This window comes from Chromobacterium sinusclupearum (assembly GCF_002902845.1).
GTDB classification, from domain to species: domain Bacteria; phylum Pseudomonadota; class Gammaproteobacteria; order Burkholderiales; family Chromobacteriaceae; genus Chromobacterium; species Chromobacterium sinusclupearum.
Genome location: NZ_PPTF01000060.1, coordinates 25,205 through 42,129, shown reverse-complemented (window position 1 = coordinate 42,129; position 16,925 = coordinate 25,205). Strand labels below are relative to the sequence as shown.

General features: G+C 63.5%; 15 protein-coding genes and 1 pseudogene. 9 read left to right on the top strand and 7 right to left on the bottom strand.

The genetic code is table 11. The features are described from left to right. The first annotated feature begins 119 nt into the window (after nucleotides 1-119). From C2134_RS12150 to C2134_RS12140, 3 genes and pseudogenes are all read left to right on the top strand, one after another. The gene (locus tag C2134_RS12150) at nucleotides 120-1,739 is read left to right on the top strand and encodes an ABC1 kinase family protein (RefSeq protein WP_369406780.1); all 1,620 of its coding nucleotides are present in this window, start codon (nucleotides 120-122) and stop codon (nucleotides 1,737-1,739) included. 108 nt (nucleotides 1,740-1,847) lie between these two features. Next, nucleotides 1,848-2,552, top strand: a pseudogene (locus C2134_RS22240) (SPM autocatalytic domain-containing protein); the annotation flags it as partial. A gap of 73 nt (nucleotides 2,553-2,625) precedes the next feature. Beyond that, complete coding sequence (locus C2134_RS12140) at nucleotides 2,626-2,847, top strand: hypothetical protein (protein WP_103320374.1); 222 nt, start codon at nucleotides 2,626-2,628, stop codon at nucleotides 2,845-2,847. Here the strand turns inward: C2134_RS12140 and C2134_RS12135 are convergent. After that, nucleotides 2,838-3,629: a transporter substrate-binding domain-containing protein gene (locus C2134_RS12135; RefSeq protein WP_103320373.1), complete on the bottom strand. Its 792-nt coding sequence runs from the start codon at nucleotides 3,627-3,629 to the stop codon at nucleotides 2,838-2,840. The genes C2134_RS12140 and C2134_RS12135 overlap by 10 nt on opposite strands. A gap of 163 nt (nucleotides 3,630-3,792) precedes the next feature. Between C2134_RS12135 and C2134_RS12130 the strand changes: the two genes are divergently transcribed. After that, nucleotides 3,793-4,143 carry a DUF2325 domain-containing protein gene (locus C2134_RS12130; RefSeq protein ID WP_071110474.1) on the top strand — a complete coding sequence of 117 codons (351 nt, stop codon included), beginning with the start codon at nucleotides 3,793-3,795 and terminating at the stop codon, nucleotides 4,141-4,143. A gap of 134 nt (nucleotides 4,144-4,277) precedes the next feature. Here the strand turns inward: C2134_RS12130 and C2134_RS21235 are convergent, their stop codons facing one another. Both C2134_RS21235 and C2134_RS12120 read right to left on the bottom strand, forming a co-directional pair. Continuing rightward, the gene (locus C2134_RS21235) at nucleotides 4,278-5,066 is read right to left on the bottom strand and encodes a methyl-accepting chemotaxis protein (protein WP_158248760.1); all 789 of its coding nucleotides are present in this window, start codon (nucleotides 5,064-5,066) and stop codon (nucleotides 4,278-4,280) included. Nucleotides 5,067-5,092: 26 nt separating this feature from the next. Next, complete coding sequence (locus tag C2134_RS12120) at nucleotides 5,093-5,899, bottom strand: MCP four helix bundle domain-containing protein (RefSeq protein ID WP_158248759.1); 807 nt, start codon at nucleotides 5,897-5,899, stop codon at nucleotides 5,093-5,095. A gap of 133 nt (nucleotides 5,900-6,032) precedes the next feature. Here C2134_RS12120 and C2134_RS12115 point away from each other — a divergent pair, with 133 nt between their 5' ends. From C2134_RS12115 to C2134_RS12100, 4 genes are all read left to right on the top strand, one after another. Further along, a complete protein-coding gene (locus C2134_RS12115) occupies nucleotides 6,033-7,349 on the top strand; it encodes a DUF2254 domain-containing protein (protein WP_103320367.1) in 1,317 nt (438 codons plus the stop codon). 75 nt (nucleotides 7,350-7,424) lie between these two features. After that, nucleotides 7,425-7,997 (top strand): GNAT family N-acetyltransferase, encoded by a 573-nt coding sequence (locus C2134_RS12110; protein ID WP_158248758.1) that lies wholly within the window; start codon nucleotides 7,425-7,427, stop codon nucleotides 7,995-7,997. Between the two features lie 145 nt (nucleotides 7,998-8,142). Beyond that, the gene (locus C2134_RS12105; protein WP_103320364.1) at nucleotides 8,143-8,340 is read left to right on the top strand and encodes a hypothetical protein; all 198 of its coding nucleotides are present in this window, start codon (nucleotides 8,143-8,145) and stop codon (nucleotides 8,338-8,340) included. A 124-nt stretch (nucleotides 8,341-8,464) separates the two neighbouring features. Continuing rightward, nucleotides 8,465-9,145 carry a DUF3313 domain-containing protein gene (locus C2134_RS12100; RefSeq protein ID WP_158248757.1) on the top strand — a complete coding sequence of 227 codons (681 nt, stop codon included), beginning with the start codon at nucleotides 8,465-8,467 and terminating at the stop codon, nucleotides 9,143-9,145. A gap of 3 nt (nucleotides 9,146-9,148) precedes the next feature. Here C2134_RS12100 and C2134_RS12095 read toward each other — a convergent pair whose 3' ends face one another. Both C2134_RS12095 and hflX read right to left on the bottom strand, forming a co-directional pair. Continuing rightward, complete coding sequence (locus C2134_RS12095; RefSeq protein WP_199179931.1) at nucleotides 9,149-9,700, bottom strand: GNAT family N-acetyltransferase; 552 nt, start codon at nucleotides 9,698-9,700, stop codon at nucleotides 9,149-9,151. A 176-nt stretch (nucleotides 9,701-9,876) separates the two neighbouring features. After that, nucleotides 9,877-11,265, bottom strand: a complete 1,389-nt coding sequence (gene hflX, locus C2134_RS12090; RefSeq protein ID WP_103320360.1) for a GTPase HflX — start codon at nucleotides 11,263-11,265, stop codon at nucleotides 9,877-9,879. Between the two features lie 161 nt (nucleotides 11,266-11,426). On the opposite strand from hflX, the gene C2134_RS12085 reads away from it, so the two are divergent. Next, a complete protein-coding gene (locus C2134_RS12085; protein ID WP_199179930.1) occupies nucleotides 11,427-12,713 on the top strand; it encodes a DEAD/DEAH box helicase in 1,287 nt (428 codons plus the stop codon). Between the two features lie 55 nt (nucleotides 12,714-12,768). Here C2134_RS12085 and C2134_RS12080 read toward each other — a convergent pair whose 3' ends face one another. After that, nucleotides 12,769-13,971, bottom strand: a complete 1,203-nt coding sequence (locus tag C2134_RS12080; RefSeq protein WP_103320359.1) for an acetyl-CoA C-acyltransferase — start codon at nucleotides 13,969-13,971, stop codon at nucleotides 12,769-12,771. Between the two features lie 193 nt (nucleotides 13,972-14,164). Continuing rightward, nucleotides 14,165-16,540 (bottom strand): 3-hydroxyacyl-CoA dehydrogenase/enoyl-CoA hydratase family protein, encoded by a 2,376-nt coding sequence (locus C2134_RS12075; protein WP_103320631.1) that lies wholly within the window; start codon nucleotides 16,538-16,540, stop codon nucleotides 14,165-14,167. Nucleotides 16,541-16,925 lie beyond the last annotated feature (385 nt).

Sequence of the window (16,925 nt, the reverse complement as noted above, 5' to 3'; positions counted from 1 at the left end):
CGCACTCTATCGGACGGGACCGGTAGTGTAAAGCCAAGCGGAACGGCGAAAAGCACATGATTCGGGAAACCTTGATTGCAATGCGGGACTTACCGCGACTAAGAGAAATCAGCGGAATTTTGATCCGTCATGGCCTGGGAGAGTTCGCGCAGCGGCTGAAACTGCCCCGCGCCATGGAAAAAGCCGGCGAGTGGCTGAATCTGGGCCTGCCGGACGGCGAATCCGGCCAGCCGACGGCGGTGCGGGTGCGGCTGGCCTTTGAAGAGCTGGGCCCCACCTTCATCAAGCTGGGCCAGATCCTGTCCACCCGCGTCGACGTGTTCCCGCCGGACTGGATAGACGAATTCGAGAAACTGCAAAACCGCGTGCCGCCCTTGCCGCCGGCCGCCGTAGAGCGCCTGGTGCGTGACGCGCTGGGAGACTCGCCCGAGGCGCTGTTCGCCGAATTCGACATGCGGCCGATCGGCTCCGCCTCCATCGCCCAAGTGCACCGCGCCAGGCTGCATGACGGCAGCGAGGTGGCGGTCAAGCTGCGCCGCCCCGGCATCGCGGAAAAAGTGGAGGCCGACCTGCGCATCCTGGCTCACCTGGCCCACCTGCTGGAACTGGAATTTCCGGAACTGCGCCGCTACCAGCCGTCCGGCATCGTCGCCCAGTTCTCGCGCTCTCTGCGGCGCGAGCTGGACCTCGCCATTGAAGCGCGCAATATGGAGCGCTTCGGCAAGGACTTCGCCGACGACCCATGGGTGGAAGTGCCGCGCGTGCACTGGCAATACACCAATGCCGCGGTCAACGTGCAAAGCTACGTCGACGGCATCCCCGCCAGCGACCTGACTCGCCTGGAAAGCAGCGGCCTGGACGCGGTGCTGCTGGCGCAACGCGGCGCCGACGCGGTGTTGAAGATGATTCTGGTCAACGGCTTCTTCCATGCCGACCCCCACCCCGGCAATGTGTTCTTCCTGGCCGATCACCGCATCGCCTTCATCGATTTCGGCATGGTGGGCCGCATCAGCCATGTGCGGCGCGACGAAATCGTCGATCTATTGTCGGCCGTGGCCGAACACAACGAGCACGGCATCATCGACGTGCTGATCGAGTGGACCGGCAACACGCCGGTGGACATGCAGAAATTCGCCGACGAAGTCAGCGAATTCATGTTCCAGTACGAACATGTGCCGCTGAAAGGCCTGAACATCAGCCAGCTGATCGGCGACATCATGACGCTGATCCGCAACCACGGCATCGTGCTGCCGCCGGACATGGCCATGTTGTTCAAGGCGCTGATCACGCTGGAAGGGCTGGGCCGGCAACTGAACCCGGATTTCCAGCTGGTGGCCCACATCACCCCCTTCGTCAAAGAGCTGATCGTCGCGCGCTACCACCCGGCGGCGCTGCTGAAGCGCGGCCGGCAGTCCTTGTCCGAGGGGCTGGAAATGATCACCGGCCTGCCGCGCGACCTGGTGCGGGTGGGCCGAGACATGCGTCACGGCAAGTTCCGCGTCAACCTGGACCTGCAGAGGCTGGACAGCTTCGGCAAGCAGCTGGACCGCAGCAGCAACCGGCTGACCATGGGCATCGTCACCGGCTGCCTGATCATAGGCTCGTCCATCGTGATGACGGTGAACGCCGGGCCCAAGCTGTTCGGCCTGCCGTTCTTCGGCTTCTTCGGCTTCATGCTGGCGCTGCTCAACAGCGTGTGGCTGGTCTGGTCGATCTGGCGCTCCGGCAAGGATTTATAAGCTCGCCAGCACCGCCTGAGACGGCAGGCAATACGCAATCGCCACAGCATCAAGTTGCGCCGGGCGGCGTCGATACAGGGGCATTCCCGCCTTGATCGGACTCGCGCCATGCGTATTGCCTCCGTAGATGCCAAGCTCGGCAGCAGCTTCACGCAAACCCAATCGCTGGACATCCGGCAAAGCGTGACCGTGACGCAGCAAACTGCGCAGCCTGCCCCGCAGGATAACGTCCAGCTGAGCAGCCAGGGCGTGCAGAGCCTCATGGCTTTGGCGCTGCAAAACGACATCAGCGGCTTGCTCAGCCTGATCAAGGCGATTGTCGAAAAAGCGTTCGGCATCCACATTTGGCTCTGGGACAACAAGTCGCAGCCCGCTACCGGCCAAGCGCCGAGCGCGCCTGCCTCGCCGCCGCCGCAAGTCGACGCTGAGCAAAGCGTTGACTACCAGGACAAACAGCAGCTGCAATTCTCCGCCAACGGCCAGGTCACCACGCAGGACGGCAAGCAATTCCAGTTCTCGCTGAACCTGTCGATGCAGAGCCTTTACCAGTACCACAGCAGCGCCGGCAGCCTGAACGGCGGCCAGCCGCACGACCCGCTGATGATCTCGCTGGGCGCCGACGCCGGCCGCTTCAGCGGCGCCACGGCGAGCTTCGACCTGCAGAACAACGGCCAGATGACCCAGCTCCCCTTCCCCACCGATGGCGGCTGGCTGGTACTGGACAAAAATGGCAGCGGCAAGGTAGGCAACGGCAGCGAGCTGTTCGGCCCGCAATCCGGCAATGGCTTCGCCGACCTGGCCAAATATGATGTCAATCACGATGGCGTGATCGATGAGTCCGACCCCGTGTATGCGCAATTGAGAATCTGGACCGGACTATGCGCAATTGAGAATCTGGACCGGACGCGGCAGCGACGGCAAAGACCAGCTGGAAACCCTGCAACAGGCGCATATCGGCGCCATTTTGCTGCCCAGCGTCCAGGCGCCGTTGACCATGCGCCAGGACAGCGCCAGCATCGCCCCAACCGCACAGATGGAAAGCGCCGGCGTTTATCTGAAGGACGACGGCCAGGCCGGCATGATCAGCCAGGTGGACGTCTACGGCTGATCCGGCCGGCTGACGATATCAGCCATGAACCACTTGCGCGACAGCGCCAACAAGGCGCCGTCGCGCTGCAGATGTCCGATAGCGCGATTGACCCGCATCAGCAGCTGCGGATTGTCCTTGCGCATCACCACGCAGGCATCCTCCCGCGCCAGCATCCTCCCCGCGGCCACCAAGTCGCCCCGCGTCTTCAGCATCAGATTCAGCGCCGCCAGCCGATTGATCACGATGGCATCCACCTCGCCTCGGCGCAAGCCGTCGTATTTGGTTAAATCGTCGTGGTACAGATGGACATGGGCCTGCGGCGCATTGGAGCGCAGCCACTGTTCATAGTTGGTCTCGGCCCCGACGCCGACGTGCGCGCCGGCCAGATCCGCCGCGCTGTGGAAACGCGCCGCGTCGGCCTTGCGCACCACCATCTGCAAACCGCTATAGGTATAGGGGATGGAAAAATCAAAACGGCGCTGACGCTCGGTGGTCGCCACCACCTGGTTTAGCACCACATCCACCCGGCGGGCCGACAGGCTGCTCAGCATATGGGTCCAGGCAATGGTATGGAAATGCGCCTGGACACCGAGTTGCTTCGCCAGCTCGCGGCCGAAATCCACTTCGAAACCCTGCAACTCGGCCCCGGCCGCGGCGCGAAAACTATAAGGCGGAAACGTTCCCTCCAGGCCTATCTCCAGCACGCCTTTGCGTTGAACCTGCGCCAACTGATCCGCCCTTGCGGTCGACAGCAATAGCGGCAGAACCATAGCCAAGATACCCAGCAGCCTAGACTTCATGATGCTCCTTCCCGCCGATCCACCCATCCATGCGTTCAATCTTTACAACATAGGCGCAATGCGTGGCGGCCGCCATCACGGGACGAAACATGCTGAAAGTACAGGTTGACGCTGGAAATGATAATTATTATCATTCTCAAAAATCACTAAAGGAGATCGTGCCATGAACGCCATGCTGGTTGGAGCCGACACGCTGGGCAACATCCCCGACGTGCTGCAGAGCTACGGCATTACCATCAACCGCCACCTGAGCGGCCGCAACAGCTCGCACCAGCGCAAGGTGGACCGGCTGCCCGCCGGCACCGAGCTGCTGATCCTGTTCACCGACTTCCTGGGCCACAATGTGATGCGCCACTTCCGCGAACTGGCCGCTGAGCAACAAATCCGCTTCATCGCCTGTCGCCGTTCGGTCTGCGCGCTGAAACAATCGCTGAGCGGCGCCGGCATGTGCGAAAACCCCTGCGCCGCCTGCCCGCAGCGCGCCAGTGAAAAGGCCGGCAAGCGCAAACGCTAGCCAGCCGGCAGCAGGGCCACCCTCAGGCCCTGAGTGGCACGGCGCGACAAACGGCGGGCATACCGCGGCCCGCCCATGGCGGCCTACGCCATCCGCGCCAATGCCGCGCCAAGCATGATGCGCATCAGCAGCCGCTATACCTTGAAGCGCGATACGGTGGCGCGCAGCTCGGCCGCCAGCGCGTTGAGACGCTGCGCCGCAGTCGAGGTCGTGTCCGCCACGTTACTGCCCTCTTCGGAAACCTGCGCGATTCGTTCCAGCTGCTGCGCAATTTCAGTGCTGGCGTCCGCCTGCTCGCCGATCCCAGAGGCGATCTCGCCGACCAAGGCGACAGCCTCGGCGGCGCGCTGGCTGATCTGGGTGATGGTTTCTCCGGCCTGATTAGCCGATTGTTCGCAGCCCCGCACCTCGCCGACCACCTCATTCATATGCCGCACCGCGTTCAACGCCTCCTGCTGCATCGCCTGGATCATGCCATTGATCTCCAGCGTCGCCGCTGCCGTCCGCTCTGCCAGCATGCGCACCTCGTCCGCCACCACCGCGAAGCCACGTCCCATTTCGCCGGCCCGCGCGGCCTCTATCGACGCATTCAGCGCCAAAAGATTGGTTTGTTCCGCTACACCTTTGATGACCTCAGTCACGCTGCCTATCGCCGCAACCTGGTCGCGCAGCTTTTCCACGGTGCCGGCCGCGTCGCTGACGGTTTCAACCGAGGACTGGATCTGCGCCACGGTTTTGAGGATCACTTGCTCGCCGGACGCCGCCAAATGCCCAGAGTCGCTGCTGAGCCGGCTGGCCTCCTGTGCGCGGTCGCGCACATGGGCGATGCTGACCGTCAGTTGCTCCACCGAGGCCGCCATGCTGGAGCAGGCCTGTGACGATGTCGCGGCGCTGACCGCCAGCTCGTCGGCGGTTTCTCGCATGCCGCGCGCCGAGTCCGCCACCCCGCTCACTGCACCGCCACCTCGCTGAAACTGCGCTGCAGCGTCTGCAGCAAGGAATCCAGCGCTTGCAGCGCATCCGCGATCTCGTCATGCCCCGCCGGCTCGGTGCGGCGGGTGAAATCGAGTTCGCGCGCCACTTGCGCAAGCGCATCCCGAGCCCCGTTCAAAGGCACGGTGATTGAGCGCTGCAGAACATAGCCGGCGCCCAACAACACCAGCACGCCGACGACGATCACAGCGATCATCTGTCCCCACGCGGCCTTGTAATCTTGCTCCGCCGCCAGCCGCTCTGCCCGCGCGTCTTCGCGGCTGGCTTTGACCATATCTTCCACCAACGTGCCCATCGAACCGGCCGCGCCATTGATCTTGGGGTTGTACACCGGAGGGGGATGATCCGGATCGGCCTTGGAGGCGGCCAGCAAGGGGGAGACGGCGTCAATGTATTCGGCCAGCCGGGACTGGAACTGCTCGCCCTTCTGCTGCAATTCGGCCTGCAACGGCAACTGATGATAGGCGGCCAGCAAGCTGTCCAGGTTCTCCCTATGCTTTCGCACCTGCTGCTCCGCCGCCTGCTTGACCGCCGGATCGCGGCTGGCGATATGGCGCACCGTCTCCAGCCTCATGCCTGTCAGCTCTGCGCTGAGGCTGCGCGAGATGTCCACCTCGGCCAGCGACACCTCGTCCAATTTGCGCAATTGCAGCTGCACAGCCTGCAGGCGCGACAGGCTGATCGCGCCCAGCAGCACAAAAGCGACAATGGAAAGAACGATCAACACGGCAATCCGCCGCCCCACCGTCAAACGCAGTGCCATAGCCGGCTCCCAGCGATCATGAATATCAATACAGTGTAGATCAGGTCGAAGCCGCCCAGACCTCAACCGTACGCCGGGCAAACCAGATATCATGTGCATCCTGTCCGTCGCGCATCGACTCCACCCAAGCACCATGACCAGACACCTGCCACGCGCCATCCAGCACATCCTGTTCAATCTTCGCGGCGGCTTCCTGGTGCGCCCGCTGATCATTTCGCTGGCGCTGGGCTTTGTCGGCGGCTGCTTGTCCTGGCTGGAAGAAACGCATCCGGCGCTTGGCGCCTGGCTGCCGCAGATTCTGTTCCCGTCGCGCAGCGACCCTCAGGTGGCCCAGGTGATTCTGTCCGCCATCGCCACCTCCATCATGACCGTGGTGTCCATCGTATTCGCCATTCTGCTGATGTCGCTGACGCTGGCGTCCATGCAGTTCTCGCCCAGAATCATCGTCAGCTTCTCCCGCGACAAGGTCACGCAGCGGACGCTGGGCATCTTCCTCGGCACGTTCGCCTACTGCATCGCCGCCTTGCCGGCTGCCCGAATCAAGCCCTACGCTTTCAGCCCGGTGCTGACGGTATTCGGCGCCATGTTGCTGGCGGTGGCTTGCGTGATCGGCCTGCTGTTCTTCATCCATCACATCTCGCGCGCCATCAGCGTCAACTACATCGTCGACCGCATCGCCGCGGAGACCGAACAGGCAATCCAGGAGCAGATGCCGGCGCCGCATGAGGACCGGTTGTGGCCGGCCGGCGCGGCTCCCAACGCCGTCCAGCCGGATGCGCCCATCCTCAACCGGACGGCGGGCTATGTCCGCTTCATTGATACCCGCAAGCTGGTGCAACTGGCCAAGACGCATCAACTGAAACTGCGCGTCACACGCCGCGTCGGCCAATTTGCGCCGGCCGGCATCCCGCTGCTGCTGGCCTCGCGCGAGGAAAGGCTTACCCCCAGGCTGCGCCAGGCCATGCTGTCCGCGATCGACATCGGACCCAGCCGCACCCTGCAACAGGATGTGGAATTCGGCGTGCTGCAGATCGTCGATATCGCGCTGAAAGCCATCTCGCCGGCGGTCAACGACCCCACCACCGCGATTGCCTGCGTCGATCAGCTCAGCCGCATCCTGTGCCTGTACGCGCAGCGCAATGCTCCGCAACAGCACTATTACGACCCGCCAGGAGTGGTGCGCGTCACCATCCCGGCCATGGATTTCGACGCGCTGCTGGAATCGGCCTTCGAACAGATCCGCCATTACGCGCGCGGCGACATGGCAGTCAGCCTGCGCCTCTTGGCGGCGCTGACCGATATCGCCACCGTCGCCCACAGCGCGGCCTTCCGCCAATCGCTGCGGACGCTGGGCCAGCGCGCCGTCGACAGCTGCCGCGGCCATCTCGACGAGCAGGCCATGAGCCGGATGCGCGGGCGGCTGGATACGCTGCAGACGCTGACGACGTGACCAGGGGCGGCATCCCAGCCCCACACTCGCGCCGCGGTCCCAGCCATGCCGTTCACACCCAAACCGGAATACACCATGGAAATCCTGTCCCAACCCTATCAGGCCTTGCCGCAGGCACTGCGTCGCGAATGCGCCGTCATGCTGCACCAGGCCTACCAGTGCCCGGGGGAGCCGGACCCTGACGACGCGCTGCACAAGCCGGAATATCACGCGCAAGCATTCTGTCTGCTGCAGCATGGCCATCCCGTCGCTTACGCCGCAGTAGTGGGCTTGACCGTCAGCCATGGCGGGCAGGCTTTTGCCCTGGCCGCCCTCAGTTGCGTCGCGACTCACCCTGGCCATCGGCGGCAAGGCCTGGGCGAGCGCGTTGTCGCAGCGGCCTCCGCCTGGCTGAGAGAATGCGGAAACTATGACATCGCAGCCTTCACCTGCGATGCCGAGCTGGCGCCGTTTTACGCGCTGGCGGCGGGTTGGAGAACGGTTGACGATGTGGTGCTGCTTGCCCACTCGGGAAACCATGCCTTGCGCAGCGATCGACTTGGCAAGACAGTGATGCTGGAGCTGCTGTCAGCACGGGCGCAATCCGCCGCAGCGGCGTTTCGCTCAACCACGATTAATCTGGGCTTGCCTGAGGGTGAATTCATCTGAGCGGGACGCGGGATGCTGGAGGGCAATCAGGGCGTCGTTGTTCCATGTGGCGGAAAGGACAACACTGCGGAGCGAGAAGTTGCGGCAATATGCAAAAAGAGTAAAATGCCTGCCTATAAATTTTCGTTTACGCAGGACTTCCATCATGAAAACCGGCAACGCCGACCCCGACGGTCCCAGTTCGAACTCTCTCTTGCAATATTGGCTGCATAAACTGAATCATTCCCGGCTCCGCATGGACGACAAGCTCCATTCCGAGCCGATTCAGGAAGAAATCCTGCTGAATCTGATGGTCATCTGCTGCATCATACTATTGGCCTTGTTCACCTACCTGCATCGCTGAATCTCCGGCCCGCTTCCGCGGGCCTTGTCGTTTCCCGCACACGGCACGCGACAATTTCCTCTGTCCGAATTATGCTGTCGACAGCATGTCTGCATACTTCAATCGACTAACAAAGGAACCGACGATGAAACTGTCCGCACTGACCCTGTGTTGCGCTCTCGGACTGGGCTTGAGCCTGCCCGCCTGGTCCGCCGGCGAAGCAGCGAACTCGGAAAACCTGTTCACCGTTCCGCTCAGCGCCTTCCAGCAAAGCAAAAGCAACCCGGATCAGCGTGTCTATCTGAAGCCGGGCGTCGATCTGAAAGCCTACAACGCCGTTTTGCTGGAGCCATTGCTGTTCATGCGCCAAGCCAAGGATGGCAACTGGGAGCTGCTGCAATCAGGCGATGAGAACGCGATTGCCGCTTATTTCCATCAACGGATGCAGGCCGAGCTGACATCGGCCGGCGTCGCGATGACGCAGCAAGCCGCGCCCGGCGTCGCCCGCTTGCGCGTGGCGGTCACCGCCGTCTCCCAAGACCGGCCAGGAGTGGATGCCGTGGACTTGCTGCCGATCAAGGCAGTGTTCAACCTGGCGCGGCTCGCCACCGGCAAAGAGCCTTATCTGCTGAAGATAGGCAGCATGGCGCAGCTGGAAGATGCTCAGGATGGCACCCTGCTGGCGGGCACGGTCAACCTGCGGCAGAACAAAAAGAGCAAGACCAAGGAAGAACAGATGACGCTGGATCTGATCAAGCCGCTGATCGACCAATGGTGCAAAGACAGCGCCCGCCAGCTGGCCGCTCACCTGGGCAAGACTTCCTGATAGTCAAAACGCTTTGCGCATGAATACGCTGTACGGGTCCTCGCGGTAGGACCCGAACGGCGCGCAAAAGCCATAACCGGCGCGCTGGTACAAGGCGATGGCCTCGTGCTGGTGGATGCCGGTCTCCAGCATCATGGCGGCGCAGCCTCGCGCCTGCGCCTGCCGCTCCAGAAACGCCAGCACGCTGCGCGCGGCGCCGCGCCGCCGGCATTGCGGCCGCACGAACATCCGCTTCAATTCGCCATATTCCGCCGCGCACCAAACTGCGCCGCACCCCACCGCCGCGCCGGTTTCATCGCGCGCCACCGCAAACGCCACTTCCGGCCGCAGCAAGGCCTCCACATCGACGCCGTGATGGCTTTCCGCGGGGTATAAGGGCTTCTGATAGGCATCGAGTTCGTCTATCAATGCCATCACCTCGGGCTGATCCGGCCGCTCCAGCGCGATACTCAGGCTCTGGCGGGAGGATGGCGCTTGCCCAGCCAACGCCTGAACTGTTCGCTCCAGCGCATCGATATCCGCCACGCGCGCCTTGATTTCAACATTGCTCGCCATCTTGTCATTTCCTTATGGGTTCCCTTCCCACTCAAGCAAGGAATTTGCATTCAATCGCCATGCGCTGGCAAGAGGGAAGATTACCCTGATAAAGAAAAGAACCCTGGCAAGCAGGGCTCTTTATCTTTGTGGCGACGGCATTCTACTTGTAGCCACGCCTCGATGGGCTGGTCTTCCTAGACCTCCCAGTATTCCTTTTCCCTGCCCTGCGAGCCGGGATTGAGCTGTTCGCGCAGGACGCGCAGTTTTTCCGGTTCGCCGCGCACGCGGAACCAGCTGCCCTCGTCCTCGGTGCGTTCTTCCAGCACCTGGCAGTGGCTGTAGATTTCGCCGCGCAATTGCTGCGCCGACCACGGCAGCAACAGCTCCTCCTCCACCAGATCCTGCTGGAAGAAGGAGACGATGGCGGCGCGCAGGCTGGCCACTTCTTCCGGCCTGCGGGCGCTCATTACCACGCAGCCTGGGTAGCGCGTCTGCAGCTCCGCCGTCCAGGCGGCCTGCTCGGCCTCATCGCCGACATGGTCTATCTTGTTGAACACGCGGATGCGCGGCACCTCATCGGCGCCGATTTCCTGAAGCACCGCGTCGGTCACTTCCAGCTGGCGCTGGAAGCCGGGGTCGCTGGCGTCGATCACGTGCAAGAGCAGCGACGCGTCCAGCGCCTCTTCCAGCGTGGACTTGAACGAGGCCACCAGGCCGTGCGGCAGGTTCTTGATGAAGCCGACGGTATCGCTGACCAGCACGCGCGGCACGCTTTCCGGGTACAGCGCGCGCACCGTGGTGTCCAGCGTGGCGAACAGCTTGTTGGCCACCAACACCTCGCTGCCGGTCATCGCCCGCATCAAGGTGGATTTGCCGGCATTGGTGTAACCGACCAGCGATACCCCGCCCAGGCCGATGCCCTGCCGCTCCAGCCGGCGCGCGCGCTGGGTCTTGCGCTCCAGTTCCATGGCGATGATTTCGCGCTGCAGCTCGGCGATGCGGTCGCGCACCTTGCGGCGGTCCAGCTCGGTATGGGATTCGCCGGCGCCGCGTCCGCCCATGCCGCTGCGCTGCCGGCCTTGCGGGCCGGCCAGCTTGGCCGCTTCGCGCAGCCGCGGCGCCATATAACCGAGACGGGCGATTTCCACTTGGGCGCGTGCCGCGCGCGAGCGGGCGTTGCGATGGAAAATCTCCAGGATGACCATGGTGCGGTCCATCACTTCGCAGCCGACCGCCAATTCCAGATTGCGCGCCTGCGACGGCGAGATTTCGTGGTCCACCAGCAACGCGTCGATCTCGACCGCGCTGGCGTCCCATTCTTGCGCATCGTCTTCCAGCTCGTCCGCGCGGATGCCGCGCTTGACGAACTGGCTGATCTCTTCCAGCTTGCCCACGCCCATATAGGCGGTGCGATCGAAACTGCTGCGCTTCTGCACAAAGGTCTGCACCACCTGGAAACCCAGCGTCTTGGCCAGCTCGCTCAATTCGGTGAGCGAGGCTTCGAACTCGACATCGCTGACTTCCGGCAGCTGCACCGAGGCGACGATGGCGTAACGGGGCTTCTCTTTGACTTCTGTTTGCATGGGCAGATGGCTTTATTTAGGTAACGAACCCGGATATTACTCGCAAATGACGCTTCACGCTGACAAGTTGAGCCTCATTGCTTGACCTCGCGGCCGGCGCGGCCGATACTCCTGCCGCTTCAGGCCACAAGCCCCCACTTTATCTATAGTTGTCTTCATTCATGCCATTCACCGCCCTGGGCCTGCAGCCCGATCTGGCCCAGTCCGCGCTCAAGCAAGGCTATGCCCAGCCCACCGCCATCCAAAGCGCCGCCCTCCCCGCCATTTTGCAAGGCCGCGACGTGCTGGCCACCGCGCAGACCGGCTCCGGCAAAACCGCGGCCTTCTGCCTGCCGCTGCTGCAGCAATGGCTGGCCAGCCCGCGCGCCATGCTGCGCCAACCTCGGGCGTTGATTCTGCTGCCCACCCGCGAACTGGCGGCGCAGGTCGGCGGCATTCTGCGCGATCTGGCTCAGGCCCTGCCGCGCAGCCTGAAAGTCGCCGTGGTTTACGGCGGCGTGTCTATCAAGCCGCAGATGATGGCCCTGCGCGGCGGTGCCGACATCGTAGTGGCCACCCCCGGCCGCCTGCTGGACCTGCTCGCGCACAACGCGCTGCGGCTATCCTCCGTCAACACCTTGGTGCTGGACGAAGCGGACCGTCTGCTCGATCTGGGCTTCGCTGACGAGCTGGGCAGCCTGCTGGCCCGGCTGCCGCAGACGCGGCAGAGCCTGATGTTCTCCGCCACCTTCCCGCCCGCCGTGCGCGCCTTGGCGGAACAGCTGTTGAGCCAACCGCTGCGCATTGACATCGAGCAGACGGCCGCCACCGCGCCGGACATCCGCCAGCGCGCCATCGAGGTGGACACCGCGCGGCGCACCATGCTGCTGCGCCATCTGCTGGCGACAAATGACTGGAATCGGGTCTTGGTATTCGTCGCCAGCCGCCAGGCGGCGGACAGAGTGGCGGACAAGCTGCAACGCGCCGGCGTGAGGGCCGCCGCCCTGCACGGCGACTGTAGCCAGAGCCAGCGCGGCCAGGTGCTGGCCGATCTCAAGACCGGCCAGCTGCGGGTGCTGGTCGCCACCGACGTGGCGGCGCGCGGCATCGACATCGCCAGGCTGCCGCTGGTGGTCAACTACGACCTGCCGCGCTCGCCGGTAGACTACACCCACCGCATCGGCCGCACCGGCCGCGCCGGCGCTAGCGGCGAGGCCATCAGCTTTATCAGCGCCGACTGCGCCGCCCATTTCCGCTTGATAGAAAAGCGCCAGCAACTATGCTTGACGCGCGAGCGGATCGCCGGCTTCGAGCCAAGCGAGACCATGCTGCCGGCCGTCTCTCTGGTGGACCCGGACGGCAACGGCGGCATCAAGGGCAAACGCAAGAGCAAGAAGGACAAATTGCGGGAGGCCGCAGCCCAGCAAACGTCAACAACCGCTGGGGACATCACCACCGCGAAACCATAAAACAAACCCCGCCGAGAAACCCGGCGGGGTTTTTGTCAGGTCAAGCCGGACAGGTTTACAGCACTTCGATGATGCCGGCGGCGCCCATGCCGGTGCCGATGCACATCGTCACCATGCCGTGGCCCTTCATGCCGGCGTCGCGCATGCCGTGGATCAGGGTTGCGGTGCGGATCGCGCCGGTCGCGCCCAGCGGGTGGCCCAGAGCGATGGCGCCGCCATGCGGGTTCACCTTGGACGTATCCAGGTTCAGATCGCGAATCACCGCCAACGCCTGCGCGGCGAAGGCTTCGTTCAGCTCGATCCATTTCAGGTCGTCCTGCTTCAGTCCTGCCTGAGCCAGCGCGGCCGGGATGGCTTCCTTCGGACCGATACCCATGATTTCCGGCGGCACGCCCTTGACCGAGAAGGTCACGTAGCGGGCCAGCGGCACCAGGTTGAATTCCTTCAGCACGCGTTCGGACACCAGGATCACCGCGCCGGCGCCGTCGGACATCTGCGAGGAGTTGCCGGCCGTGACGGAGCCCTTGGCGTCGAACACGGTCTTCAGCTTGGCCAGGCCTTCCAGCGTGGTTTCGCGGCGCGGGCCTTCATCGGTGTCCAGCACGCGCTTCTTGACGATCACTTCGCCGGTTTCCAGATTCGGCGTGCGGTAGGTCACTTCCAGCGGGGTGATTTCGTTCTTGAACTTGCCGCCATCGATGGCAGCCAGCGCGCGACGGTGCGATTCCACCGCGAACGCGTCCTGATCCTCGCGCGACACGCCCCACTGCTGCGCCACTTTTTCAGCGGTCAGGCCCATGCCGTAGGCGATGCCGTAGTTCTCGTCCTTGGCGAAGATTTCCGGGTTCAGCGACACCTTGTTGCCCATCATCGGCACCAGAGACATCGATTCCGAACCGGCCGCGATCACCACGTCGGCTTCGCCCAGGCGGATGCGGTCGGCCGCCATCTGCACGGCGTTGATGCCGGACGAGCAGTAGCGGTTGATGGTGATGCCGCCCACGGTGTTGGGCAGGCCGGCCAGCAGCACGCCGATGCGCGCCATGTTCAGGCCCTGCTCCGCTTCCGGGAAGGCGCAACCGACCACGCAGTCGGAAATCAGTTTCGGGTCCAGGTTCGGCACCTGGGCCAGCGCGCCGGTGATCACATGCGCCAGCATGTCGTCCGGACGCACATTGCGCATCATGCCGCGCGGCGCCTTGCCCACCGGGGTGCGGGTGGCGGCGACGATGTAAGCTTCTTGTACTTGTTTGCTCATTTTCGATTCTCCTGTCGGCCGGCTGATCCAAGCGGTAGAAATCAACCGACCTATCATCTGGCTATTGGCCGTGCTTGCGGGAGGATTCGCAGTGAGCGGGCCGAGGTCAAGGCGAGACGCGCAGCCGTACAAGTGGTACGGCGAGCATCACAGCCTTGAGATCGGCACGCGCAGCAGAATCATCCCCAAGCACTTAGTTGCGCAGCGGCTTGCCGGTCGTCAGCATGTTCGCGATGCGATCCTGGGTCTTGGAGTTCTTCAGCAGGGTCATGAAGGCCTTGCGCTCCAGGTCCAGAATCCATTGCTCGTTGACCAGGGTGCCGGCCTCCACATCGCCGCCGGTCATCACGTCGGCGATCTGCGAGGCGATGAAGAAGTCGTGCTGGCTGATGAAGTTGCCTTCCAGCATGTTCACCAATTGGCCCTTGATCGACGCGGCGCCGGATCGGCCCGCCACCGGGAAGCCCTTCACCTTCAGCGGCGGACGGTAGCCAGATTCGGCCAACGCCAGCGCCTGCTGCTTGGCGACGTACAAGAGCTCATAGGCATTGAACACCACGGCGTCGCCCTTGCGGAAGAAGCCAAGTTCCTGCGCCTCGATGCCGCTGGTGGCGACCTTGGCGGTGGCGATGTTCATGAAGTAATCCTTCAGCGCGGCCAGCAGATCGCCCTTGGACTCCTGCGAGGCGCGCAGCGCGAATTCCTTGCAGCCGCCGCCGCCCGGCAGCAGGCCCACGCCCACTTCCACCAGGCCCACGTACGATTCCAGCGCGGCCACGGTCTTGTCGCAATGCATGGCGAACTCGCAGCCGCCGCCGAACACGTAGCCCTGAGTGGCGGCCACGGTCGGGATCTGGCTGTAGCGCAGGCGCAACGCGGTGGACTGGAAGCGGCCGATCATGGCGTCGATGGCATCCCAGTCGCCCATCATAAAGGCCGGCATCATCGATTGCAGGTCAGCGCCGACAGAGAACGGCTCTTCGGTTTGCCAGATCACCAAGCCCTTGAAGCGGTCTTCGGCGATGTCAATCGCGGTGTTCAAGCCATCCAGCACGGCCGGGCCGATGGCGTGAGCCTTGGACTTGAACGACACCACCAGCACGTCGTCGCCGGTGGTGAAGGCGCGCACGCCTTCGTTCTCGTAGACGGTTTCGCCCAGCTGCTCGGACTTCTCGCCCAGCACCTTGGCCGGCGCCAGCTGACGCGCGTAAACGTCCAGCGCGGAGCGGCCTACCAGTTTCTTGTCGGCGGCATTGTAGGAACCGTCGGCGAAATGCACGCCGGCGCGGTCTCCCTCCAGCACCCAGGCCGGCAGTTCAGCCTTGGCCAGGGACTTGCCGGCGGCGATGTCTTCCTGCAGCCACTTGGCTACTTGCTGCCAACCGGCGGCTTGCCAGGTTTCAAACGGACCGGCGAACCAGCCGAAACCCCAACGGATGGCGAAGTCCACGTCGCGGGCGCAGTTGGCGATATCGGCCAGATGGAAGGAGATGTAGTGGAACACGTCGCGGAAACATGCCCACAGGAACTGCGCCTGCGGATGCTCGCTCTCGCGCAGCTTCTGGAATTTCTCGGCCGGATTGGCGATCTTCAGAATATCCTTGACCGCGTCGTCGCCCTTCTCGCCGGAGCCCACGTACTCGCCCTTGGCCGGGTCCAGCACCAGCATGCGCTTGCCGTCTTTCTTGTAGATGCCGGCCTTGGTCTTGGAACCCAGCGCGCCGGCGGAGATCAGGCCCTGCATCCAGTCCGGCGTCACGAACAGGCTGTGCCACGGGTCTTGCGGCAGGGTGTCCTGCATGGTCTTCACCACGTGGGCGAAGGTGTCCAGGCCCACCACGTCGGCGGTGCGGAAAGTGGCGGACTTCGGGCGGCCCAGGCGCGGGCCGGTCAGGTCGTCCACCACGTCGAAGCGGATGCCGTACTTGGCGGCGTTGGCGATGGTGGCCAGCATGGAGAACACGCCGATGCGGTTGGCCACGAAGTTCGGGGTGTCCTTGGCGCGGACTACGCCCTTGCCCAGCGTGGACACCAGGAAGCGCTCCAGGTTGTCCAGGATGTGGGCGTCGGAAGTCACGCAGGGAATGATTTCCACCAGGTGCATGTAGCGCGGCGGATTGAAGAAGTGCACGCCGCAGAAGCGCGGGCGGACCGAGTCCGGGCAGCCTTCGGCCAGCTTGTTGATGGACAGGCCGGAAGTGTTGGTGGCGAAGATGGTGTGCTCGCCCAGATGCGGGGCCACCTTGTGGTACAGGTCCACCTTCCAGTCCATGCGCTCGGCGATGGCTTCGATCACCAGATCGCAGTCCTTCAGCAGATGCAGGTGGTCATCATAGTTAGCCGGCTGGATGTGGGCGACAACGTCGCTGCCCGCCAGCGGAGAGGGTTTCAGCTTCTTCAGACCGTCGATGGCCTTCAGCGCGATGCCGTTCTTGTCGCCTTCCTTGGCCGGCAAGTCAAACAGAATGGTCGGGACTTTGGCGTTCACCAGGTGGGCGGCAATCTGCGCCCCCATCACGCCAGCGCCGAGCACGGCAACCTTGCGTACATTGAATTTGGTTTGAGACATGGTTTCCTCGATTTGTTGAAACACACATGAGACAGGCCCCTCTCAACCTGTCCTGCTTGCTTCCAAGGACGGGCGTTGAATCGTCCTTGCCCAGAATCCGCGCCGACTGTGACAGGCGCGGCGCCGGGTACTACTTGATAGTAAGGCCGGACTGAATCGCTATTGTTCCGGCCGCACCCGGAGAATGTTTCCTGGCGCTTCCACCCTCGCCGGCACGGATAAAGCACTCCTACCGGGGGGTGATCTGCGAGCGCAGATAAAATATCAAACACTCGCTTTTATGTGGGATTAGTCTAACCCATTTTGGGCAAAATCAAAGCAGGTTTTGTAAAAAATCTGCACGCAACATATCAGCAAGCGCAACAACGGCTTCAGCTGTGCCGAA

Coding starts and splice junctions, on each gene's coding strand:
- C2134_RS12135 (WP_103320373.1), bottom strand. CDS start 3,629: ATGAAGTCTAGGCTGCTGGGTATCTTGGCTATGGTTCTGCCGCTATTG.
- C2134_RS12130 (WP_071110474.1), top strand. CDS start 3,793: ATGAACGCCATGCTGGTTGGAGCCGACACGCTGGGCAACATCCCCGAC.
- C2134_RS21235 (WP_158248760.1), bottom strand. CDS start 5,066: ATGCGAGAAACCGCCGACGAGCTGGCGGTCAGCGCCGCGACATCGTCA.
- C2134_RS12120 (WP_158248759.1), bottom strand. CDS start 5,899: ATGGCACTGCGTTTGACGGTGGGGCGGCGGATTGCCGTGTTGATCGTT.
- C2134_RS12115 (WP_103320367.1), top strand. CDS start 6,033: ATGACCAGACACCTGCCACGCGCCATCCAGCACATCCTGTTCAATCTT.
- C2134_RS12110 (WP_158248758.1), top strand. CDS start 7,425: ATGGAAATCCTGTCCCAACCCTATCAGGCCTTGCCGCAGGCACTGCGT.
- C2134_RS12105 (WP_103320364.1), top strand. CDS start 8,143: ATGAAAACCGGCAACGCCGACCCCGACGGTCCCAGTTCGAACTCTCTC.
- C2134_RS12100 (WP_158248757.1), top strand. CDS start 8,465: ATGAAACTGTCCGCACTGACCCTGTGTTGCGCTCTCGGACTGGGCTTG.
- C2134_RS12095 (WP_199179931.1), bottom strand. CDS start 9,700: ATGGCGAGCAATGTTGAAATCAAGGCGCGCGTGGCGGATATCGATGCG.
- hflX (WP_103320360.1), bottom strand. CDS start 11,265: ATGCAAACAGAAGTCAAAGAGAAGCCCCGTTACGCCATCGTCGCCTCG.
- C2134_RS12085 (WP_199179930.1), top strand. CDS start 11,427: ATGCCATTCACCGCCCTGGGCCTGCAGCCCGATCTGGCCCAGTCCGCG.
- C2134_RS12080 (WP_103320359.1), bottom strand. CDS start 13,971: ATGAGCAAACAAGTACAAGAAGCTTACATCGTCGCCGCCACCCGCACC.
- C2134_RS12075 (WP_103320631.1), bottom strand. CDS start 16,540: ATGTCTCAAACCAAATTCAATGTACGCAAGGTTGCCGTGCTCGGCGCT.